The following is a 22,661-nucleotide window of genomic DNA, read 5'->3' on the forward strand; positions in this document are numbered from 1 at the left end:
AGTGAGATCGTGGACGACGCTGTCCACCATCCCCACTCGGGCAACGAACCGCGGTACGGGAGCGGGCCGACGCGGTTCAGCGCAGCCGGGCCACCGCACCGGCCAGCACTGCCGGGCGGGTGGTGCGGGTGAGGATCGGGCGGGTGGTGCGGGTGAGGATATGGGCGTCGTCGTCGACGCCGAGGATCGCCGCGTGGAGTTCCTGCAGGCCGCGTTCCGGGTCGAGCCCCAGTTCGTTGACCAGGGTGGCACGCAAGCGGTGGAACACCTCCAAGGCCTGTGCACGCCGCCCGCTCAGGTGGAGCGCGCGCATGTACTGCGCGTGCAGCCGCTCGTTGAGGGGGTATTCCGCGCACAGCGCGGCGAGCCGGGACAGGACTTCCCGATAGCGACCCAGGCGAAGTTCGCCGTCGAGCATGTACTCGATGGTGACGAGCCTCGACTCGGACAGTTGGAGTGCCTTGGACTCCAGTACCCGTCCCGCGGCGATGTCCACCAGGGCAGGTCCCCGCCACGTGCGCAGTGCGGCGTCCAGGTCGGCGATGCCGTCTTCGTCGTTTCCGTTGGCCAGCGCGGCTAATCCGGAATCGACCAGGGCCTCGTAGCGATGCATGTCGAGCGCATCCGGTTCAACGTGTAGCAGGTACCCGCCGGGGCGGGTGATCAGGATCTTCTTGGCGACCTCCGTTGCGGACAAGCCGGTTACCCCGACGAAGTACTTGCGCAGGTTGAGCACGTAGGTCTGGAGCGTTGTGAGCCCGCTCGCTGGTGGCAGTTCATCCCACAGATCGGTGATCAGAGCCGACACCGGTACCACCTGATCCGAGTGGACCAGCAGCATCGCCAATACGGTCCGAAGTTTCGGAGCGCTGGGGACGTTCGACTTCCCTTGATGCTCTACCGCAAGTGGACCGAGCACGCCAAATTCCATACTTCCCCCTAAACGGCGGCACCCGCTCTTGGCGGTGTTCAGCCTTGAGAAAATGGGGACGGTGATCCCCATGGATCTTCGAGTCTCCCTGGACCAATAGCCTGGTCGGTACGTTTCGACGCTATACCGATTTGCCCGGATTCGTCAACGAAATGTGTTGATGTCGAGCTGGCCTGTGCCCGTTGGTATTTGGGCCTTGACTGACCGGCAACGTCAGGGCAAGTTGGGGGCTGCACCGCGAAAGTTGAAGTGTTTTGTCCATGATTGGCCAGCGGTCGTCGAAACAGGTTGCGGTACAGTCAAATAGAGCCGCCGAATTGCAAGGTCGCACCGAAAATCTTTAGCCCCAGCAAATTCCAGGTGTGTCGTATGTTCGCACTGCGGCTCGGGGCGTGCCCGGTCGAAGATAGGTCGAGGATCGATCGAAGTATGGCAGGAGCTGGGGCGCGCCGGGATTCTATATGCGCGACTGCCCATCGTCGGGATAGCTTGGGGACATGAAGATTCTCGTTACTGGTGCCACCGGAAACATCGGCCGGAAGGTCGTGAACCACCTCGTGGATCTGGGGGCGGATGATATTCGCGCACTATCGAACCACCCGGAACGCACCGCGTTCCCGCCCGAGGTCGAGGTGGTCAAGGGCTATCTGAAACGGCCGTCCTCGCTACCCGCCGCCTTCGAAGGCGTCGACCGGATGTATCTCGCACCGTCTGTCGAAACCGTCACCGAGGTAGTCGATTTGGCGCATCAGGCGGGGATTCCACACGTCGTCGCTCTGTCCGGCGACGAGAACACCAACTGGCATCCCATCGCGCAGGCGGTCGAAAAGTCGGGTGTCGGCTGGACTCACCTGTGGACGGGTGAATTCATGGAGAACGCCACCGACTGGGCGGAGCAGATTCGCGCGACAGGCGAAGTACGCGAACCGTATCCGGATTCCGGGAACGCCCCCATCGCCATGGACGATATCGCTCGGGTCGCCGCGACGATCCTGGTCGGCGACGGGCACCTCGGCAAGACCTACAACCTCACCGGTCCCAAAACCATCACCAGGGCACAGCGTCTCCAGTACATCGCCGAGGCGATCGGCCGCGATCTGAACTTCGTGACGGTGCCACCCGAGGAGCTCATCGCGCTGCTCGAGCCTGCGATGGGCGACTACGCGGGTTACTTCGTCAATGGCCTCGCCACCAGGGTCGACAACCCGCAGATCGCCACCGGCACCGTGGCCGACCTCACCGGCCATGCCACTACCTTCAGCGCCTGGGCCGCCGAGAACGCCGACCTGTTCCGCTGAGCCGAGCAGTCGGCGCGCGGTGCCCGAGGGTGCGGTCCAGGGCCGAGATCTGTTGTGCGAGTGAGCTGATCAGATCTGGCCGCACCCTTGCGCAGCGGTGCGCGAGCACGCGCAGCAGGGCTCCCACCGAAGTTCGAGCGTACTTCGAACCGACCCTCTAGCCAGGTGCGCCATGGTGGATCCGGGCCACACGACGACTTCAGCTGAGTCGGGTCCCACCAGAAAGGAAGCGTGAATCCCATGGCAGAACGCGTTGTCTCCACAGCTGATCTCCATCTGTGGACCGAGGATTTCGGCGACCCCGGCGACCCCCCGCTCCTGCTGCTCGGCGCGCATAGCTCGCGGGGCTGGCCCGACGAGTTCGTGGCGGAACTCGTAGCGCAGGGCCTGCACGTCATCCGGTACGACCACCGGGACACCGGGCGGACGGTTTCGCTGGACGCCGAGCAGAAGCCGTACACCTTTTATGAACTCGCCGCCGACGCGATGGCGGTGCTGGACGGCTGGGGCATCGAACGGGTCCACCTGGTCTGTTTCGCGCTGGGCGCGGCGACCGGGCAGCTCATCGCCATCGACTATCCGGACCGGCTCCGCAGCCTGACCATGACCGGCGCGGCCGCGCTGACCGTGGACTTCTTCACCAGCTGCGACTGTGCCTACAGCGGAAAGCCGACCCCGAGCGGGTTGCCCGCGCCACGCCGTGAGGTGCTCGACCTGATCATGCAATCGCCGATACTCGACGACGTCGACGCCGAGCTGGACCGGCGGGTCGCGTTGGCCCGGGCGATGTCGGGCACCGCGCTGCCGTTCGACCCGGCCGAGTTCCGGCGCTGGGAGGAGCGGGAGATCGCGCACTCGGGCATCGCGGGACGGAACGCGCCGAATATCGACGAGAGCGCCGACATCACCGGCCGCGGCGGCGAATTGGCGAACGTCGCCACGCCTACGCTGGTGATCCAGGGCCCGCTGGACCCGGTCCACCAGCCGCCGCACAGCGCGTTCCTCGCCGAGTCGATCCCGGGCGCCCGGCTACTCGAACTTCCCGGCCTCGGCCACAGCTTCCCGACCGCCGTCCATTCCGCACTGGCCGCCGCGATCGTCGAGCACGTCCGGCGCGCTGAATCCGTCACCGCCGCCTGATCGCCCACCGAAAAGGACCCGCACCCCGGATCGGGGCGCGGGTCCTTTTCGGTGTGCACGAGGGCCCGAGGGCTTCTCCAGTGGACTTCGACCGAGTGCCGTCAGGTTTAGGGGATCAGTCCAGTCGAGAGGCGGTAGGTCGTGAGTGCAGTGGTACGAGAGCAGACATACGAGGAGATCTGTGCCGAGGTGGGGCGGTTCTACGCCCGGCACGTCCAATTGATGGACGAGGGGCGCGCCGAGGAGACCGCAGCCACCTTCACCGAGGAGGGCACCATGGTCTCCACACCCAAGATCTCCACACCGATCGTGGGGCGGGCGGCGCTGGCGGCCGGCCTGCGGGCCAATGCCGACCAGTTGACCGCCGACGGCATTCGGTACCGGCGGTGCTACAGCACGATCCTGGTCGAGGTGCGCGAAGATGGGTCGGTTTTCGCCCGGTCCTACGTGCAGGTCGTCAAGACCGAGCGCGGCAAGGGGTCATACCTGCACGCCATGTGCGTGTGTGAGGACGTGCTCGTCCGCGCCGACGGCGAGTTGAAGGTCGCCGAACGGGTGGTCACCCGAGACGACGAATCTATCTGACCGCCATCCGATTTCGACTGCGCTGCGAGCGGGCGTACCTAGCTTCAGGGGTATGACCTCGAGGCAAAGACGCGGTGTGATCATCACCGGCGGTGGTACCGGAATCGGACGGGCGCTTGCCCATGGCTACGCCGAGGAGCACGACGTGCTCGTGGTGGGGCGGACGGAGTCCACCCTGCACGAAACGGCCACAGGGTACGACAACATCCACGTGCTCGCGGCGGATATCACCGATCACGGTTCCGCCGAACTCGTGGTCAAGACGGCACAGCGTGCGCTGGGCCGGGTCGATGTCCTGATCAACAACGCGGCGACGGCGGCTCCGGCCCCGCTCGAGCACGTCGAACCGGCCGCTGCCGAGAGTCAGATGGCGGTCAATCTGCTGGCACCCATTTTCCTCACCCAGGCAGCGCTCGACGCGCTCGCCGAAAACCGGGGCACCGTGCTGAACATGAGCAGTTCCGGGGCGTCCGGCGGGCGCGCGTGGCCGGGGTTCTCCGTCTACGGGGCGACGAAGGTCGCGCTGGAGTTCCTCACCCGGACCTGGGCCCTCGAATTGGCGCCGCGGGGGATTCGGGTCGTGGCGATCGCGGCCGGTGTCGTGGAGTCCGGAATGGGCGTGCGCATGGGGTCCACGCCGGAGCAGTACCGCGCGTTCCTTGCCGATATCGCGACCCGAACGCCTGCCGGTCGCGTCGGGCGGCCGGCGGAACTGGCCTGGTGGGCGCGGCAGTTGACCGCGCCCGAGGCCGAGTATGCCACCGGCTCGGTCGTCGTCGTCGACGGGGGTTTGAGCCTTATGTGAGTCGAGAATTTAGCCGGGTACGAGGCGCTCGGCGCACCGTTGGTGGCACCAGGAAACGATCTCAGGAGCAGCACGATGACAACATCCGCCCAGACCGCCAAGGACCGCTACGACGCCACCGGCAAGGGGGTCGTGACCTTCGTGAACACCTTCACCGTGACCAGCGACCCGCTGGAATTCGAGCGGGTGTTCGCAGACATCTCGGAGTTCATGGCCGCACAGCCGGGTTTCCTCCGGTTCACCTTGTCGAAGCACGTGGACTCCGCGCGGGCGAACGAGTACGTGAATATCGCGCTGTGGACCGACGTCCAGTCGTGGCGGGACGCCATCGCCGCGCCCGGTTTCGCCGACCACGCCAAGGAAATTCGGGCGCGGGCGACCAACGTCGCCAACCTTTACGAGCCGAGGCTGGAGTTCGTCAAGGCCTGAGGCCGGCCCGCAACCGTTAAGGATGTCTGAAAGATGAAACGTCGTGTCGTCATGACCGGCATCGGGGTCGTCGCGCCCGGTGGCACCGGTGCCAAGCCGTTCTGGGATCTGCTGTCGTCCGGCCGCACCGCGACGCGGCGGATCACCTCGTTCGACGCCGGGCGGTTCCGCTCGCAGGTGGCTGCCGAGTGTGATTTCGATCCGGTGGCCGAAGGTCTTACCCCGCAACAGATCCGGCGGATGGACCGGGCCGCGCAGCTGGCTGTGATCAGCGCGCGTGAGTGCCTGTCCGACAGCGGTCTGGACCCGGCCGAGCTCGACCCGGCCCGCACCGGTGTGGTGGTCGGCAGCGCGGTCGGTTGCACGATGGGCCTGGAGCAGGAGTACGTGGTGGTGTCCAACGGCGGGCAGCACTGGAACGTCGATGAGGCCTACGCGGTCCAGCACCTGTACAACCACTTCGTACCCAGTTCCCTGGCGACCGAGGTGGCCTGGGAACTGGGTGCCGAGGGCCCGGTGTCCACCGTGTCCACGGGCTGCACCTCCGGGCTGGACTCGGTAGGGCACGCGGTCGAACTGATCGCCGAGGGCTCGGCCGACGTGGTGGTGGGCGGCGCCACCGATGCGCCGATCTCGCCGATCACCCTGGCCTGCTTCGACGCGATCAAGGCCACCACGCCGCGCAATGACGACCCGGAGCACGCGTCCCGGCCATTCGACCGCACCCGCAACGGTTTCGTACTCGGCGAGGGCTCGGCGATGTTCGTGTTCGAGGAGTACGAACACGCTCGCCGCCGCGGCGCGCAGATCTATGTCGAAGTCGTCGGGTATGCCTCGCGCTGCAACGCCTACCACATGACCGGCCTGCGCCCCGACGGTGTGGAGATGGCCGAGGCGATCCGGGCGGCCATGGGCCAGGCCCGGGTGAACGCCGAGGACGTGGACTACATCAACGCCCACGGCTCCGGCACCGTGCAGAACGACCGGCATGAGACGGCCGCGTTCAAGCGCAGCCTCGGTGAGCATGCGTACCGCACGCCGGTCAGCTCCATCAAGTCGATGGTCGGCCACTCGCTGGGTGCCATCGGTTCGCTGGAGGTCGCCGCGTGTGCGCTGGCGATCCGCGACGGCCTGGTGCCGCCCACGGCGAACCTGCACGAGCCGGACCCGGACTGCGACCTGGACTATGTGCCGCTGACCGCCCGCGAGGTGCCGCTCGACACGGTGCTGACCGTGGGCAGCGGTTTCGGCGGCTTCCAGAGCGCCATGATCTTGCGAAAAGTCGCATGAGGACGGTTATCACCGGCATGGGCGTGATCGCCCCGACTGGTCTGGACGCGGGGGAGCACTGGGCGAACACCCTTGCGGGGCAACGAAAGATCGGGCGGATCACGGCGTTCGACCCGTCCGGCTACTCGGCCACCCTGGCCGGGGAGGTCACCGGATTCACCGCCGCGGACCATCTGCCCGGCCGACTGCTGCCGCAGACCGACCGGATGACGCAGTTGTCGCTGGTGGCCGCCGATCACGCGCTGGCGGACTCGGCGGTGGCGGGTTCGGTGCTGGCCGGATTCGATGTCGGCGTGGTGACGGCGAGCTCGGCGGGCGGCTTCGAATTCGGCCACCGCGAGCTGGACAAGCTCTGGCGCAAGGGGCCGCAGCACGTCAGCGCCTACCAGTCGTTCGCCTGGTTCTACGCGGTGAACACCGGGCAGATCTCCATCCGGCACGGCATGCGCGGTCCCGGCGGCGTATTAGTGACCGAGCAAGCGGGCGGGCTGGACGCCCTGGCCCTGGCTCGGCGGCGGGTGCGCGCGGGGCAGCCGGCGATGGTATGCGGGGCCGTGGACGGCTCGCTCTCGCCCTGGGGCTGGGTTGCCCAGCTCACCAGTGGCCGGATCAGTACTTCCGGCGACCCCGCGCGCGCCTATCTGCCGTTCGACGCCGCCGCCTCCGGCCATGTGCCCGGCGACGGCGGGGCACTGTTCGTCATGGAGTCGGCGGAAGCCGCGACGGCGCGCGGCGCGGTGTCCTGGTACGGCGAGGTGGCGGGCTACGCGGCCACTTTCGACCCGCCGCCGTGCTCCGGGCGGCCGTCCACGCTGCGCCGCGCCATCGAGGGCGCGTTGGCGGACGCCGGGCTCGCGCCGGCCGAAGTGGACGTCGTATTCGCCGATGCGGCGGGCACGCCGGACCTGGACCGGGTAGAGGCCGACGCGCTGCGCGCGGTGTTCGGCCCGCACGGGGTTCCGGTGACCGCGCCCAAGACCATGACCGGTCGGCTCAGCAGCGGCGGTGCGGCGCTCGACGTCGCCACCGCGCTGCTGGCGATGCGCCACGGCCATATCCCGGCCACTGCCGGTGTCACCGATCCGGTCCCTGAGTACGAACTGGACCTGGTGACCGAGACCAGAGCGCTGCCGTTGGCGGTGGCGCTGGTCGTGGCCCGCGGTCACGGCGGCTTCAACGCCGCGATGGTCCTGACCGAGCAGGGCCACTGCGGTATTCGACAAACCACTGAGCAGGAGGCGGCATGAAGCACCCCGGCTTCGATATGACCCGGACGGACACCGACCTGGGCCGGCGGTTGCTGACCGAGCGCGGGATGCACTTCCTGTTCGCACACGGTGGCGACCCATACGCCGCGTTGCTCCGTGCCGAGAACGAGGACACCCCGGCGCTCACCGCCCGGATCAAGGAGCGAGGGCCGGTGTACCGCAGCCGACCCGGTGCCTGGGTGGTCAGCGATCCGGAACTCGCCGCGCGCGTGCTCACCGATCCGCGCCTCGGAACCGAGCTGCCGTCCGGGCATGTGCTGGCGGATGTGGACCCGTTCCCCGAGACGGCCTGGACCGCGCCGGCCCCTACCGGCGGCGTGCCGCTCGACGGGCTCGGCGCCCGGTTCGACCTGGTGCGTGACGTACTGCGTCCGGCGGTGGCCGGGCTGGCCGCGCAGGTGCTGACCGTGCCGGGCGCAGACCTGGCCGCATACACCGGGTACGCCGTTGCGGCCGGACCGGCGGTGGACGCGGTGCTCTGCGCGCCCCGACTGGCCGACGCCCGTGCGGTCATCGCCGCCTGCGCCGGCTTGCGGACGCTGGTACCGGACAGTGCCCTACTCCTGTCCACCCTTGGCGTGGAGCTCACGGCGACGCTGGCCGCGGCGGCGGCGCATGTGCTGCTCGCCGACCCGGCGCGCTGGCAGGCGTTGTCCGCCGATCCCGCGGCGGCCGGCGCGATTCTGGACGGCGTGCTCGCCGAGCACCCGCCGATGCGGCTGGACCGCAGGGTGGCCCGCGAAGACCTGCGACTCGGTGCGGAACCGATCGCGGCGGGCGACGAGGTCGTCGTGCATATCGGCGCGGCCGGGATCGGCCTGCGCGGTGTGCCCCGGATCGCGGCGTTCACCCGCGGTGCGGCGGCGACCGTACTAGCCGCCGTGGCGGTCCGCTTTCCGCGGCTGCGCCTCGACGGCGCGGAAGTGCGACGACTGCGTGCACCGGTGACGGGCGCTTTGGTCCGCCTGCCGGTCGCCGACTCGAATTCCCCGACAACCCACTGACGAGGAGCTGCCCGCAATGCGTGTACTCATGACGTCCCTCGCGGTAGAAGCGCACTTCAACGGGACCGTGCCGCTGGCCTGGGCGCTGCGCGCGGCCGGGCACGAGGTGCGCTTCGCCAGCCAGCCCGCGCTCACCCGAGCGATCACCCAGGCCGGGCTGACCGCCGTCCCGGTCGGGACCGACCACACCCATCATGAGATCGTGCGCGACCTGGGGGACGAGCTCACCGGCTTCTACCGGGACATCGACTTCACCGGTGAGCGCGGCGGCCCGCGCGACCGCAAGGCCGCCAACTCCCTGCTCACCGCGACGTTCTACGCCCAGGCCAACAACGACTCCATGGTGGACGACCTGGTCGCCTACGCCCGCTGGTGGCAGCCGGACCTGGTGATCTGGGAGCCGTTCTCGTTCGCGGGTGGGGTCGCCGCCCGCGCCTGCGGTACTGCGGGCGCCCGGCTGCTGTGGGGGCCGGACCTGTTCGGTCTGTCCAGGGCGGGATTCCGGGCGGAAACCGCCGCGTTGCCACCGGAGCTGCGCGACGACGCCCTCGAGGAATGGCTGACCTGGACCCTCGCTCGACACGGCCTCGACTACGACGAGCGGGTCGTCACCGGGTGCTTCACCATCGACCAGATGCCCGAGGGCGTGCGGGTGCCCAGCGACAGTGAGTCCGTGCCCATGCGGTACGTGCCCTACAACGGCGTGTCCGAGGTGCCCGATTGGCTGCGGGAAACGCCCGCTCGGCCGCGGATCTGTCTGACCCTGGGCATCACCTCGCGGGACATGAACTACCCGAACCTGATTTCCCCGGCAGAACTCTTCGACGCGGTCGCGGACCTGGACGTGGAGATCGTAGCCACGCTCAATGCAGCCCAGGTGGCCGAGATCGGCCCGGTGCCCGACAACACGCGGGTGGTGGACTTCGTGCCGCTGCACGCCCTGATGCCCACCTGCGCGGCGATCATCCATCACGGTGGCGCGGGTACCTGGTCCACCGCGGCCGTGTACGGCGTGCCGCAGCTGGTGGTCGCCGGCATGTGGGACAACGTCTACCGCGCCCAACGGCTCAGCGATCTGGGTGCGGGCATATACCTGCCGCCGCACGAGCTGACCGGGAGCCGACTGCGGGAGGGCGTGCTGCGGCTGCTCGCAGAGCCCGCGCTCCGCGCCGGTGCGCAGGCTCTGCGGGACCGGATGCTCGCCGAGCCCAGCCCCGGCGAGGTCGTGGAAACCCTGGTCGCCGCCGCTGCCCGGCACAGCGCCCAGCTGACGCACTAGCCGCGTCCCCGAAACCTGAACAGACAGAAGCGAAGGAGCAACCATGGCTTTGTTTGCCGTCCTGGCCACGCAGGCCCCGGCCCCGGGGGAGGCGAAGGAGTTCCGCGAGCGTCTCGGCGAGGGCTTCGCCTACACGCGGGCCTTGGTGGAGAAAGGCACCATCGTGCACAGCTGGATCCGGGTCGGTGCGTCCGGCGGGCTCAACATCTACGACGTGGCCTCGCACGAGGAGCTGCTGAGCGTGCTGTACGACAACCCGGTCAGCCCGCACCTGAAGTTCGAGGTGATCCCGCTGGCCCGCCCCGACGCCTTCGACCAGCTGGCGATCTGGAACAAGCAGACCGAGCAGTCATGAGCGGACTGCTGGACCGCCTGCTGCGCGCCGGCACGACGTCGGACGCGGAAATCTCCTTGCTGGTCAAAGAAGAGGGCGTGGACGCGGTGCTCGCTGCCTTGGTCGACGAGGTGCTGTTGCGCGCCTCGGTGCCGACCAACCCGGAGCCGGTGGACATCGCACTGGACCTCACGCACGACACCGAGACCCGCCGCGTGGTGTTCCATTGCGTCGGCAGCGAGCGCATCACGACGTCGGCCGGCGAAGCACCGGCCGAGATCACCCGCGAGCTGGGCATGTCGCTGACACACCTGCTCCGCCGCGTCTACGGCCGACCCGACCAGCGCCGAACCGGGGACTTCAGCGACGTCTTCCTGCCCAGCCGCCCCGACGATCTGTCCCGGTTGCCCGGCCTGGTCGTCTCGACCAGCCTGGCCTCCGGCGCGCTGATGACCGGGCTGACCATCCCGCGCCACGAACTGGGCGCGCTGTGCTCGTCATCCGGTTCGGACAAGTGGGCCAGCTTCCACTGGTACACCGGGCACTACGAACGCGAGTTCGCCCCGTACCGCGACGAGCCGGTGCGCCTCCTGGAGATCGGCATCGGCGGTTTCGACGGCGACCTGGGCGGTGGCTCGCTGCGGATGTGGAAGCGGTACTTCCACCGGGGGCAGGTGTTCGGTATCGACCTGTTCGACAAGTCCGCGCTGAACGAGCCCCGGCAGACCGCGCTGGTCTGTGACCAGAGCAACCCGGCGGCGCTGACCGCGCTGGCGCGAGAGTACGGGCCGTTCGACATCGTCATCGACGACGGCAGCCACGAGAACGAGCATGTGCGGACCTCGTTCGACGCGCTGTTCCCGTATGTGCGTCCGGGCGGGCTCTATGTCATCGAGGACATGCAGACCGCCTACATCCCCCACATGGGTGGCACCGAGGGCCCGTCGGCGGGTCCCGACACCTCCATCGGCCTGATCAAACGGCTGGTGGACGACCTGCACTACCACGAGCACACCCCCGGCGGCACCCCGACGGTGACCCAGCGGGACGTGGTGGGGGTGCGGGCGTACCGCAATATCGCCTTCGTCGAGAAGGGCACCAACGGCGAGGTCGGTATCCCGCCGTGGATGGACGACGCGGCGTGGGCGGCGCTGGGCGCCCTCTCGCCCACCGACTGAATCGAAAAGAGACCGCAGTGAACACAATCGTCCGAACCGGACCCGCCCCTGACCAGTCGGTGGCCGAGCTGCTGGCCGACGTCCGCGGCTACGCAGAGCCCGAACCGCCCGCGATAAGTCTGCCGCCACAGATGTTCACCTCGCCGGAGGTGTACGAGCTGGAGCGGGAGCAGATCTTCCACCGCTCCTGGATCATGGTCGCGCACACCGACCAGCTGGCCGCGCCCGGCGACTACGTGGCGCTGTCCATCGCCGGCGAGCCGGTGGCGATCACCCGAGGCCAGGACGGGCAGCTACACGGCATGTCGCCGGTGTGCCGCCACCGGGCGATGCCGCTGGTGGAACCGGGCGAGGGCACGGTGCAGGACTTCACCTGCTCCTACCACCTGTGGCGCTACAACCTGGACGGCTCGCTGCGCGCGGCCACCTACATGCGCGACAACCCCGACTTCGACCCGGCCACCTGCCGCCTGCCCGGTTTCGCGGTGCGCGAGTGGCACGGCCTGGTGTTCGTCAACCTCGACGCCGGTGCCCGCTCGTTCGAACCGGATCTGGCCATCGTCGAGACCGAGATGACCAATTACCGGCTGGACGACATGGTCCAGGTGAGCCACTGGACCGAGGAGTGGGCCTGCAACTGGAAGGTCGCGGTCGAGAACGGGTACGAGAACTACCACGCCATCGGCCTGCACCCGGAGACCGTGCGCCCGCTGATGACCGGCGGCATCGACATGACCGTGCATCTGGACTCGCCGTGGGTGACCCGGCTGCTCAGCGCCGCGGGGACCCCGTTCGAGGCGCCGATCCTGCCGCTCACCGAGGCCGAGCGGTCCATCATGTACAGCTATCGGCTCTTCCCTTGCGGTGCGGTGGCGACCTTCGGCGAGTCCGTGGCCTGGATCAGCATCATCCCGCTGTCGCTGGACCGCACCCAGGTCCGGGGCGGCACCCTGGTACCTCGCCAGGCGCTGGAGCACGTCTCCCTCGAGGGGATGCGCAAGGAGATCGAGTCGATCACCAGCGTCATCAACGCCGAGGACCAGGCCGGCATGGAGGCGGTGCAGCGCACCCTCAACTCCCGCTTCATCGAGCGGGGTCACCTGAGCCCCAAGGAACCCGGCGTGCTCGCGTTCTACCGCCAGCTCGCCCTCGCACTCACCCAGGAGGTCTGACCCATGGGCGGTCCGCACATCTCTCCGAAACTGCGCGCGATCATGGACGACTACGCACACGGCCGTGTGCACGAGCCGGTCCGGTTCGACGAGCCGACCGGCCGCTGGGAGGTGCTGCGCTACGTCGACGGGCTGCGGGTGATCTCCGACTTCGAGGTCTTTTCCAACGACCTCAGCGAGTTCATTCCGGACCACGAGGAGCTACGCAACTTCAGCAAGGGCAACTTCCAGGCGATGGACGAGCCTCGGCACAAGGAGCTGCGCGGACTGGTCACCCAGGGGTTCACGCCGAAGTTCGTGCAGAGCCTGGTGCCCAGGGTGAAGCAGGTCGCGGCGGAACTGCTGGACGCGACGCTGGAACGTGGCCAGGAGCGGGTCGACATCGTGGCCGAGCTGGCGGCCCCGCTGCCGGTGATCGTCATCGCCGAGGTGATGGGCCTGCCCGTGACCGACCGGTATCTGTTCCGCAAGTGGGCGGACGCCCTGCTGGTGGACAACGGAGTGGACGCGCTGTTCAGCGAGGAGGGTGTGGCCGCGATGGCGCCGTCCATCCGGGAAATGAACCAGTATCTGCTCAGCCACGTCGACTCCTACCGCCGCTCCGACAAAGAGGGCATGATCGGTGACCTGCTGGACGCGGAGCTGAACGGCCGCAAACTGGACGACTTCGAGATCCTCGGGTTCCTCGCGCTGCTGCTCATCGCCGGGCACCTCACCACCAGCACTGTGCTCACCAATGCGTTGCTGTGCTTGGACGAGAACCCGGGTCTGGTCCAGCGGCTGCGCGCCGAGCCCGCGTTGCTGGCGCCGACGATCGAAGAGGTTATGCGCTACCGATCGCCGCTGGTGTGGGTGGACCGCCGCGCGCTCACCGACGTCGAGCTGGGCGGCCGGCTGATCCCGAAGGGCTCGCTGGTCAGCGCGTCGCTGGTCTCGACCATGCGCGACGAGACCGAGTTCGTCGAACCGGATGTGTTCGACATCCATCGCAAGCAGGCGCGGCATCTGGCCTTCGGCAAGGGCATCCACTTCTGTCTCGGCGCACCGCTGGCCCGGCAGGAGGTCCGCATCGCGCTGACCGCCCTGTTCGAGCGGTTCGAGGACTTCCGGGTGGCCGAGGACGAGGAGATCGTGTTCCACGACCCCAAGGACTTCAACGGCACCAAGAAGCTCCCGATGAACCTGGTGCGCCGATGACCGGCATGCTCGATCGCACCGCCATCACCCCCGCGGACCCCCGGTACGCCGAGGTGACGACGGCCGCCAACGGCCGCTTCCGCTGCACGCCGCGCATCGTCCACGTGCCCGCCACACCGGGGGAAGTGGTGGCGGCGGTGCAGTCGGCGGCCGACACCGGCGCACGATTGGCGGTACGCAGCGGGGGCCACTGTCTGGAGGACTTCGTCGACTCGCCGGAAACCGAGGTGCTGCTGGACCTTTCGCGGCTGAACCGGGTGGACTACGACCCACGGATGCGGGCGTTCGCCATCGAGCCGGGCGCGCTGCTCGGCGAGGTCTACCGCAGTTTGCTCAAGGGCTGGGGCGTCACCATCCCGGCCGGCCTGGAGTACACGGTCGGCGCCGGCGGGCACATCCTCGGCGGCGGCTATGGGCCGTTGACTCGCGCACACGGTTGCGTCGTCGATCACCTGTACGCGGTCGAGGTCGTCACCGTGGACGCGGCGGGAACGGCCCGGACTGTCGTTGCCACCCGGGATCCGGCCGACCCGCACCACGATCTCTGGTGGGCGCACACCGGTTGCGGCGGTGGGAATTTCGGTGTGGTCACCAAGTACTGGATGCGTGCGCCGGAGGCCATAGGCGACGACCCGGCGGGGCTGCTGCCGCAACCGCCTGCCGAGGTGCTGGACGGCCTGACGTCCTGGTCGTGGTCGGACCTGACACCGGAGTCCTTTCGCCGGCTGCTGGCCAACCACGGCCGTTGGCACGAACAGCACAGTGCGCCGGGCATGCCGGAGAATGCGCTGTTCTCCATCCTTACGGTGCTGCGTGCCCAGACGAATACCATCGCCCTGCTCACCCAGGTGGACGCGACCGCCGACGCCGCCGAGCAGATGCTGTCGGATTACCTCGACGCGCTCAATGAAGGTGTCGGTGTCGATTACCGCCATGACGTGCGGCAGCGACCGTGGCTGCGGTCGATGCTGTGGCCCCGGATGCGCGGCGACGTCTATGGACAGCGGGCGAAATGCAAGGCCGCCTACCTGCGGCGGCGGTACACCGACGAGCAGATCGACGTCATCTACCGCTACCTGACCGACGACGCGTACGACAACCCGACCGCCGGGGTCATCCTCGCCGCGTACGGCGGGCAAGCGTCGGCGGTGGCACCCGATGCCACTGCCACCGCGCAGCGTGACTCGGTACTGAAGGCGTTCTACCTGAACAATTGGACCGACCCGACCGGGGAAGACCGGCACATCGCCTGGATCCGGTCGTTCTACCGCGATCTGTACGCGGGCAGCGGCGGCGTCCCGGACCTGAACGGGCAGGCAGACGGGTCATATATCAACTACCCGGACACCGACCTGGCCGATCCGTACTGGAACACGTCGGAATCGGCCTGGCACGACCTGTACTACAAGGACAACTACCCGCGCCTGCGACGGGTCAAGGCCGCGTACGACCCGACCGGCTTCTTCCGGCACGCGCTGGGCATCACGGCTTGAGACCAGGCCCAATCGCCCCGCACGGGCGACCGGGCCGGCTCGATCAGCCGTAGAAGGTCGCTGGATCCAGGTCGGTCAGCGGGATCCAGTCCGGGTCGGCGTCCTCGGCCGCCGCCGCACTGTCCATCCGCAGCTCCACTGCCAGCCGCGGTCGCTCGTCCACCCGCATCGATAGCGCGTACAGGCCGGCGAGGATGTGCACGCACGGCCGCTTGCGGGTCCGGCAGTCGCAGGTCGCGACCTGCTCGGCCAGCGGAACTGCGAAAGTGATGCCCGCGGCAGTGAACTCGGCCTCGAGACTGTCCGGCAGGTCGCCGGTGGCCAGGCCGGGGTTGGCCGCCAGCGACTTCGCGATCAGCCGCTCGGCGTCGTGCTTGGTCTCCTCGGGCCACGGTGGCAGCTCGATCCGGACAGTGGACTCGGCGCCCGACACGACCACCTTCGCGGTGACCACGCCGACCTCGGTGGTCAGCGTGGCGCCGTGGTTGCGGGCGATGCTGCGCGCCTTGGGCAGCAACGGGTTGGGGACCGCGGTGGCGGTGGTCTCGACGGTGCGGGTCCAGCAGCGCCCCCAGGGGGTGGCGCCGAATTCGGCGGGAATCACGAGATCGCTCCCAAGTCGAGGTCGAGGACGGCGTGCAGTTCGTCGTCGGACAGCTTGGCGAGCGCGGCCTCGGTGTCACCGCCGACGACGACGTCGGCGACCCCGCGCTTGGCGTCGTGCATCTGCGCTATGTGGTCCTCGATCGTGCCGCCGGAGACCAGCGTGTACACGTTGAGCGTGCGCTGCTGGCCGATGCGGTGGGCACGGTCGGTGGCCTGCTCCTCGACGGCCGGGTTCCACCAGCGGTCGTAGTGCATCACGTGCGCGGCTCGGGTCAGATTGAGCCCGAACCCGGCCGCGCGCAGACTCAGCAGCAGCACCGGCGGCGAGTCGTCGTCCTCCTGGAACGCACGAACCATCTCGTCCCGCTTGTCGCCGGAGAGCCCCCCGTGCAGAAACGGCACCGGGCCGGTGCCCAGCGTCTTGCCGAGCGACGCCGACAGCAGCTCGCCCATGATGCGGTACTGGGTGAATACCAGGGCGCGGTCGCCGTCGTCGACGATCTCGGACAACATCTCGGTGGCCCGGTCGAACTTGCCGGACCGGCCGGGACCCGCGGGGCCGTCCTCGAGGTAGTGCGCCGGGTGGTTGCAGATCTGCTTGAGCGCGGTCAGCAGCGCCAGCACCCGGCCGCTGCGCCCGATACCGCTGCCCAGGCCCTGGTTGAACGCCCGGTCCGTGGCCTCCCGGTACAGCCGCACCTGCTCGTCGGTGAGGGTGCAGATCATCGAGGTGTACTGCTTGGGCGGCAGTTCGGCGGCGACCAGGGCCTTGGTGCGGCGCAGCATATGCGGGCGCACCAGGGCGTTGAGTGCGGCGGCGGCGGGTGCGGAGCGGCGTTGTTCGATCGGCGCGACGAACCGCTGCCGGAACCGTCCGCGGGTGCCAAGCAGTCCCGGGTTGGTCACGTTGAAGATCGACCACAGCTCGTCGAGCCGGTTCTCCACCGGGGTGCCGGTCATGGCGATCCGCACGGTCGCAGTCAGCCGCGCGGCAGCCCGGCTGGCCTGCGCGTCCGGATTCTTGATCTGCTGGGCCTCGTCCAGCACGACGATGTCCCAGGCGGTGTCCAGCAGCGGCTTGTCGCTGCGCAGCACTGGGTAGCTGGTGATCACGACGGTGCCCGGTTCCCACTGCTCCGGCAGGTCGCGGGTGCTGCCGTGGTAGCGGAGCACCGGGGAGGTAGGGGAGAAGCGCGCGAGTTCGCGCCGCCAGTTGCCGATCAGCGAGGTCGGGCAGACCACCAGGTGCGGGCGCTCGGAGCGGCGGATCGCCAGCAGGCAGATGGCCTGGAGTGTCTTGCCGAGGCCCATCTCGTCGGCCAGGACGCCGCCGGTGCCGAGTTCGGGGCGCGAGTTGAGCCAGGCCACGCCGTGCACCTGGTAGGGGCGCAGTTGGGCGTCCACCGCCGTGGCGTCCAGGGTGGCCGTGGTGTTCGCCGCCCGGCGGAACTGGGTCAGCAGCGCCGCCGGGGCGGCGACCGCCGCACCCTCCTGATTCGTCACGGCGTGCGCGGCGACGGGCATCCGGTCGGCCAGGTCGGCGAAGTCGGCGTCGTTGGCCGCGCCGTCGCCGTCCAACAGCCGGGCGGCCGCCTGCCAGTTCCTGACCGACTTGCCTACCTTCGCCCGCCGGTCCAGCGCGATCAGGGCGGGCACGGCCTCGTTCAGATCGATGAGCCGGACGTCCCGGTCGGCGGCGACAACCACGTCGCCCTCGGGTGCGGCCAGCGAACAGGTCGCGACCCGTCCGGTAGGCAGGCCGTGTTCGCGCACGGCCGCGTCCAGGTCGTCGGGCCCCCACCAGGCGAAGGCGTTCTCGGCGGGAATGAATGTGGCCTGCAGGCGGGGAACTTGCGTTCGTCCAGACAGTAGGACCAACTCCTTGCTTATCCTGCGGTCGCGAATGACCTTGCGTGGGGCAACTACTGCTCGCCGCACTATTGTGTAGCGGTGATATTGTGTACCGGAAATATTGTGCAGCGTGAAAGTTGTGCGACGCAAGGATACTTCCACGGATCGGGTCGTGTCACATGACTATGGGACAGCAGGAGAAACCACAGGTCAGCGCATTGCTGGAGCTGCTGCCGGACTGGCTTCAGCAGCTGATCCGGATCAACAGCCTGGTCGCGGCCCGGATGGGCGTGATCATGACCGACTTCCACTGTCTGCACGCACTCCAGCAGAGCGGGCCGACCACGCCCGGCGCGCTGGCCGCCCGCGTGGGCCTCACGGCGGGTTCGGCCACGCGCATGGTCGACCGGCTGGAGGCGGCGGGCTGCGTCACCCGCGCGCCCGACCCCAAGGACCGGCGCAAGGTCGTGGTCGTGCCCACTCCCGAAGGGTTGGAGCGAGCCAGTTCCTACTACGCGGGCCTGACCGCCCAGACCCACCGTGACCTGGCCGATTTCACCGAGGAGGAGTTGCAGGTGCTGCTCCGGTTCGTCGAGCGCAGCCTGGCCAGTGCCATCGCGGAGGCCGAGCGGTTGAGCGCGGGTTCGTGACGGCCGGCCACTCGGTTCACGACGAAATCAAGCGCTCAGTGCTGGGTAAACGTCCATGCTCCGGATCCGGTCCGGTAGGTGGCATGCTTTTCGTTCCGGTCGATTAGTCGCGTCTCCTCGGCAGCTTTGATTTCCGCGTTTTTCCGCAGCAGGGGTACCACGACGGTGGCGGTGCTGTTCGCTGGTACGACGACGTCCAAAGTCACTGCGGTGCCGTCGCGGTGCCAGCGGCTGACGATCTTCCCGCGGACGGTCCGGATCGTCGCGGTCACCGTTGTCAGCGAGCCGACAATGGCGGGGGCGATGCGGATCCTGTCGAAGGCGACCGCGTCGGGGTCCGGCTGAATTCCGGCGAGGCCACGGGTGAACCACGAGGTCAATCCGCCGAGGATATTCAGGTCTGCCACGCCTTCGCGGCCGTTCCATTCCCAGCTTTCCGGTAGTGCGGTGGCACCGTGCTCGAGCCAGTATCCGTAGCTGGGGTAGCTGGTTTGGACAGCGACGTCGTAGAGAACGTCGTGCCGGCCGGCGTCGGTGAGGACACGGACAATCGCGACCAGTCCGATCATCCCGGCGTTGAGGTGGTTTCCGGATTCTCTGATGTTCTCGACGAGAGTGGCCAGCACCGGTGCACGCAATTCCTGCGGGGGTGCGCCGATATCGAGGGCGAGAGCCGTGGCTGTCTGCGACCCCCGCGCGTACGTGGCAGTGGCAGGGTCGAAGAATTTCTGGTGGTACCGGGTTGCTATCGCCTCGGCTTTGCGCCGGTACTCGAGCGCGTCGTCGGGGTGGTTCAGGGCGTGCGCGATGCCGGCCATGGCGGTAGCGATTTGCCAATATCCCCAGGCCACTGTCATTTCGGGTGGGGTGAAGTGGGCGTTGTCCGGGTCGAACGGATATTGCCAGTGCTGGCCCGGGTACATCCAATCACCGAAGTAGCCTTCCGCGAACTCGCCCGCCAGGTAGATCCCGTCCTGCTCGCGCGATTGCAGCAGCCGAAAGAATTGCCGCATTCCCGGATAGTGGCGTCGTAGCGACGCGGTGTCACCGTAGCGGCGGTAGCTTTCATAGGCTTGCACGATCGGCGCTCCGGTCCAGTTGATATCGCCGATGTACCAGAAATCGGTGGGATCGGGGACGATGCCGGGCAGGGCGCCGTCCGGGCGTTGCGCGTCGAAGACGTCACGCAGCATCGCTTGGTTGTAGGCGGCGAAGTCGTAGCGGTGGACACTGCTGAGCGCGACACCGCGGTCGGCCTGCCAGCCGGCCTTCTCCCGGTTGGGATCGGTGGGCATGGTCGGCGCGATCATGGCGCTTTGCATGCTGCGATCGGCGATTCGGTCTATGTCGTTCAGCAGTTGGTCGGAGCAGTCGAACTCGGCGGTGGCGCCGGTTGCGGCGCGCACCGCGATCCCGGTCACGCTCGAAAGGAGCGGCCGGTTCGGCAGTCCGCGAATTTCGAGGTACCGGAATCCGTGGTAGGTGAAGCGGGGATGCCAGGTCTCGACTCCGTTGCCCGCCAACGTGTAGTGATCGGCGACAACGACATTCGGCACCCACCCGACCATGCCGCTCTGGCTGACTCGTCCGTTGTCGAGGTACCAGCCCGGAAAGAGCGCGATCCGCGTCCCGGCGGGCCCTTCGACGTTGATCTGCGGCCATCCGACGAAGGACGTGCCGAAATCGAAGACGTATACGTCGGGCTCGGGTTCGGTTATCGCGACCGCGGGTAGCCGCTGCGCCTCGACCACAGCGGGTTCGAATTGCGCGCTGAGCGCCGCGGGAGTGTCAGCGGTGACGGCGGCGGATCGCCACCCGGAGTGGTCGCCGTCGGGCCGATCCCAGCCGGGTTGCCAGCGGCGGGCGTCGTAGTCCTCGCCCCCGTAATAGCCCGAGAAGTCGAGGGGCCCGTCGTCGACCCGCCAGGTGGCGTCGCTGGACACCCGCTGGAGTGTCCCGTCGGCATAGCGGATCTCCAACTGTGCGATAACCTTCGGCTCGCCGGACAGCCGGACCGTCTCTCCGCTGCCGCCGAGACCGTTCTTCCAGGTCACCGACTCCCAGTAGCGGCCTTCCCGTTCGGGCACATTGAAGAAGCCGTTACCGACCAGCAGTCCCACGACGTTGTCGTCGGCGCGCAGGTATTCCGCGACATCGTAGGTCCGGTACAGCGCTCGTTTGCGGTAGTCGGTAATGCTCGGCACCAGGACGTCCGCGCCGACTTTGCGGCCGTTGAGCCGCGCTTCGAACAGGCCGAGCCCCGACACGTACAGGCGCGCCTGCTCGATCCGCTGGCCCGGCGCGGTGGTGAAACGCTTGGCGAAGATCGGTAATGGTCGCTGCTTCCGGGGCGTGGGCGCAGAGTCGGTGATCCATTCCGCCGTCCAATCGGCCGGCTCGAGCAGGCCCATATCCCAGCGGGCGATCGGACTCCAGGCCGATACGCGATCATCGTCAGTCCAGACCCGGACCTGCCAGAACACCTGCTCGCGCGCGGACAACGGCCGTCCGCCGTATCCGATATCCACCTGCTGATCCGATGCCGTCGTGCCGGAATCCCACAGGTCCGGCTGGTCCAGTTCGAGGTAGTGCGGAGTCGAGGCGGCTCTGATCTGGTATGCCGATTGAGTGACGGCACGGTCGGCCGAGATCAGTCGCCAACCCAGCGCAGGTGCCCGGTCATCGATCCCGTGCGGGTCGACGAGGTAGTTCGCCATCAGGCCCGCGACCACGACTTCGCCGTGCGCCTCCGCAACATTGCTGTCCATACAAGCTTCTTCTCCCCAATCGGAACGGGCCGTAAAAGTAATTCGATCAATCGCGATGCTAGTGCGCAGAATTGTTTCGCGCAGCGGGGCTATAGCAGAATTAAAGCGTTCTTCGCTAGAGTGTGGATACAGTTCGCGATATGGTCGAATGTCGAGTCTGTGGCGATGTGGTTATCGAGTTCATCGACTTCGGGCAGCAGCCGTTATCGGATGCTTTCCGGGCCCCTGAACAGGGCGATGAGGAGTTCTTCTACCGGCTCGCGGTCGGTCGATGCGAGTCGTGTGCAATGGTTCAATTGCTCGAGGAGGTGCCTCGGGTAAAGATGTTCCACACCGATTATCCGTATTTCTCGTCGGGTTCCTCGGTAATGTGTGAACATTTCGAGAATACGGCGAACAAATTCCTGGAAAACGAACTGACCGGAGCCGATCCGTTCATTGTGGAACTCGGCAGCAACGACGGCATCATGCTCCGTACGATCGCGAAGGCCGGGGTGCGGCATCTCGGGGTCGAGCCCTCGGGCCGGGTCGCGGACCACGCCCGCGCACAGGGCATCAACGTGCTCACCGAGTTCTTCGAGGCGGGCACCGCGGCCGCTGTGCGCGCTGAATACGGCCCGGCCGACGTCGTCTACGCGGCCAACACGTTCTGCCACATCCCCTACGTCGACTCGATCTTCGCCGGACTGGACGCGCTGCTCACCCCGGGCGGCGTGTTCGTGTTCGAGGACCCGTACCTGGGCGAGATCGTCGAGCGCACCTCGTTCGACCAGATCTACGACGAACACTTCTATTTCTTCAGTGCCACCTCGGTGCACGCCATGGCCCAGCGGTTCGGCTTCGAACTGGTGGATGTCGAACGGCTGACGGTGCACGGCGGCGAAGTGCGCTACAACCTGGCCCGCACGGGTGCCCGCGTGCCGACCCCGGCCGTCGCCGACCTGCTGGCCGAGGAGTCGGCGCGTGGCCTGCACGACGCGGCCACCCTCGACGGCTTCGCCACCGCGGTCGGGGGCGTCCGCACCGATCTGATCGCGTTGCTGCACAAGCTGAAAGCCGAGGGCGCCACCGTCGTCGGGTACGGTGCCACGGCCAAGAGCGCCACGGTCACCAACTACTGCGGCATCACCCCGGATCTGGTGAGCTACGTCTGCGACACCACCCCGGCCAAGCAGCACCGGGTGACCCCCGGCGCGCACCTACCGGTGCGGCCCGCCGAAGCCTTCGCGGAGTCCTACCCGGATTACGCGCTGCTGTTCGCGTGGAATCACGCCGAGGAGATCATGGCCAAGGAAACCGGTTTCAGCGCCGCCGGCGGCAAATGGATCCTCTACACCCCGAACGTCCGCGTTGTCGGCTGACGGCGAGTCTGCTCGAATGGGG

The 22,661-nt window shown here is 67.9% G+C and carries 20 protein-coding genes; 16 read left to right on the forward strand and 4 right to left on the reverse strand.

Annotation, left to right across the window (positions count from 1 at the left end; all coding sequences use genetic code 11):
* Nucleotides 1-76 precede the first annotated feature (76 nt).
* Nucleotides 77-919: an AfsR/SARP family transcriptional regulator gene (locus tag LKE06_RS32900; RefSeq protein ID WP_227999152.1), complete on the reverse strand. Its 843-nt coding sequence runs from the start codon at nt 917-919 to the stop codon at nt 77-79.
* 509 nt (nt 920-1,428) lie between these two features.
* Between LKE06_RS32900 and LKE06_RS14475 the strand changes: the two genes are divergently transcribed.
* From LKE06_RS14475 to LKE06_RS14540, 14 genes are all read left to right on the forward strand, one after another.
* Nucleotides 1,429-2,229, forward strand: coding sequence for an NmrA family NAD(P)-binding protein (locus LKE06_RS14475; RefSeq protein ID WP_227999153.1), 801 nt, complete (start codon nt 1,429-1,431; stop codon nt 2,227-2,229).
* A gap of 240 nt (nt 2,230-2,469) precedes the next feature.
* Nucleotides 2,470-3,369 (forward strand): alpha/beta fold hydrolase, encoded by a 900-nt coding sequence (locus tag LKE06_RS14480; RefSeq protein ID WP_227999154.1) that lies wholly within the window; start codon nt 2,470-2,472, stop codon nt 3,367-3,369.
* Between the two features lie 141 nt (nt 3,370-3,510).
* Nucleotides 3,511-3,954, forward strand: a complete 444-nt coding sequence (locus tag LKE06_RS14485) for a nuclear transport factor 2 family protein (protein ID WP_227999155.1) — start codon at nt 3,511-3,513, stop codon at nt 3,952-3,954.
* A 52-nt stretch (nt 3,955-4,006) separates the two neighbouring features.
* Nucleotides 4,007-4,759: an SDR family NAD(P)-dependent oxidoreductase gene (locus tag LKE06_RS14490; protein WP_227999156.1), complete on the forward strand. Its 753-nt coding sequence runs from the start codon at nt 4,007-4,009 to the stop codon at nt 4,757-4,759.
* 75 nt (nt 4,760-4,834) lie between these two features.
* A complete protein-coding gene (locus LKE06_RS14495; RefSeq protein ID WP_227999157.1) occupies nt 4,835-5,188 on the forward strand; it encodes an antibiotic biosynthesis monooxygenase family protein in 354 nt (117 codons plus the stop codon).
* 33 nt (nt 5,189-5,221) lie between these two features.
* Nucleotides 5,222-6,478, forward strand: a complete 1,257-nt coding sequence (locus LKE06_RS14500; protein ID WP_227999158.1) for a beta-ketoacyl-[acyl-carrier-protein] synthase family protein — start codon at nt 5,222-5,224, stop codon at nt 6,476-6,478.
* Nucleotides 6,475-7,725: a ketosynthase chain-length factor gene (locus tag LKE06_RS14505; protein WP_227999159.1), complete on the forward strand. Its 1,251-nt coding sequence runs from the start codon at nt 6,475-6,477 to the stop codon at nt 7,723-7,725. The genes LKE06_RS14500 and LKE06_RS14505 overlap by 4 nt, the downstream gene beginning before the upstream one ends.
* On the forward strand, nt 7,722-8,750 hold the full coding sequence (locus LKE06_RS14510) for a cytochrome P450 family protein (RefSeq protein WP_227999160.1): 1,029 nt from the start codon (nt 7,722-7,724) through the stop codon (nt 8,748-8,750). The genes LKE06_RS14505 and LKE06_RS14510 overlap by 4 nt, the downstream gene beginning before the upstream one ends.
* A gap of 16 nt (nt 8,751-8,766) precedes the next feature.
* The gene (locus tag LKE06_RS14515; RefSeq protein WP_227999161.1) at nt 8,767-10,029 is read left to right on the forward strand and encodes an activator-dependent family glycosyltransferase; all 1,263 of its coding nucleotides are present in this window, start codon (nt 8,767-8,769) and stop codon (nt 10,027-10,029) included.
* 43 nt (nt 10,030-10,072) lie between these two features.
* Entirely contained in the window at nt 10,073-10,384 is a 312-nt protein-coding gene (locus LKE06_RS14520; protein WP_227999162.1) for a muconolactone Delta-isomerase family protein, read from the forward strand.
* Nucleotides 10,381-11,541, forward strand: coding sequence for a class I SAM-dependent methyltransferase (locus LKE06_RS14525; RefSeq protein WP_227999163.1), 1,161 nt, complete (start codon nt 10,381-10,383; stop codon nt 11,539-11,541). The genes LKE06_RS14520 and LKE06_RS14525 overlap by 4 nt, the downstream gene beginning before the upstream one ends.
* 17 nt (nt 11,542-11,558) lie before the next feature.
* The gene (locus LKE06_RS14530) at nt 11,559-12,713 is read left to right on the forward strand and encodes an aromatic ring-hydroxylating oxygenase subunit alpha (protein ID WP_227999164.1); all 1,155 of its coding nucleotides are present in this window, start codon (nt 11,559-11,561) and stop codon (nt 12,711-12,713) included.
* A gap of 3 nt (nt 12,714-12,716) precedes the next feature.
* Nucleotides 12,717-13,910: a cytochrome P450 gene (locus tag LKE06_RS14535; RefSeq protein ID WP_227999165.1), complete on the forward strand. Its 1,194-nt coding sequence runs from the start codon at nt 12,717-12,719 to the stop codon at nt 13,908-13,910.
* Nucleotides 13,907-15,403 (forward strand): FAD-binding oxidoreductase, encoded by a 1,497-nt coding sequence (locus LKE06_RS14540; RefSeq protein WP_227999166.1) that lies wholly within the window; start codon nt 13,907-13,909, stop codon nt 15,401-15,403. Before LKE06_RS14535 ends, LKE06_RS14540 begins: the two co-directional genes overlap by 4 nt.
* Before the next feature lie 43 nt (nt 15,404-15,446).
* On the opposite strand, the gene LKE06_RS14545 is transcribed toward LKE06_RS14540, so the two are convergent.
* Together LKE06_RS14545 and LKE06_RS14550 are read right to left on the reverse strand one after the other, a co-directional pair.
* The gene (locus LKE06_RS14545; protein WP_227999167.1) at nt 15,447-16,007 is read right to left on the reverse strand and encodes an SWIM zinc finger family protein; all 561 of its coding nucleotides are present in this window, start codon (nt 16,005-16,007) and stop codon (nt 15,447-15,449) included.
* Nucleotides 16,004-17,887, reverse strand: coding sequence for a DEAD/DEAH box helicase (locus LKE06_RS14550; protein WP_227999168.1), 1,884 nt, complete (start codon nt 17,885-17,887; stop codon nt 16,004-16,006). Before LKE06_RS14550 ends, LKE06_RS14545 begins: the two co-directional genes overlap by 4 nt.
* 152 nt (nt 17,888-18,039) lie before the next feature.
* Between LKE06_RS14550 and LKE06_RS14555 the strand changes: the two genes are divergently transcribed.
* Complete coding sequence (locus LKE06_RS14555) at nt 18,040-18,510, forward strand: MarR family winged helix-turn-helix transcriptional regulator (protein ID WP_227999169.1); 471 nt, start codon at nt 18,040-18,042, stop codon at nt 18,508-18,510.
* Between the two features lie 35 nt (nt 18,511-18,545).
* Here LKE06_RS14555 and LKE06_RS14560 read toward each other — a convergent pair whose 3' ends face one another.
* A complete protein-coding gene (locus LKE06_RS14560) occupies nt 18,546-21,278 on the reverse strand; it encodes a family 78 glycoside hydrolase catalytic domain (protein WP_227999170.1) in 2,733 nt (910 codons plus the stop codon).
* A 140-nt stretch (nt 21,279-21,418) separates the two neighbouring features.
* Here LKE06_RS14560 and LKE06_RS14565 point away from each other — a divergent pair, with 140 nt between their 5' ends.
* Nucleotides 21,419-22,639, forward strand: a complete 1,221-nt coding sequence (locus tag LKE06_RS14565) for a class I SAM-dependent methyltransferase (RefSeq protein ID WP_227999171.1) — start codon at nt 21,419-21,421, stop codon at nt 22,637-22,639.
* The last annotated feature ends 22 nt before the right edge of the window (nt 22,640-22,661 follow it).

It is taken from the genome of Nocardia australiensis (assembly GCF_020733705.1).
GTDB classification, from domain to species: domain Bacteria; phylum Actinomycetota; class Actinomycetes; order Mycobacteriales; family Mycobacteriaceae; genus Nocardia; species Nocardia australiensis.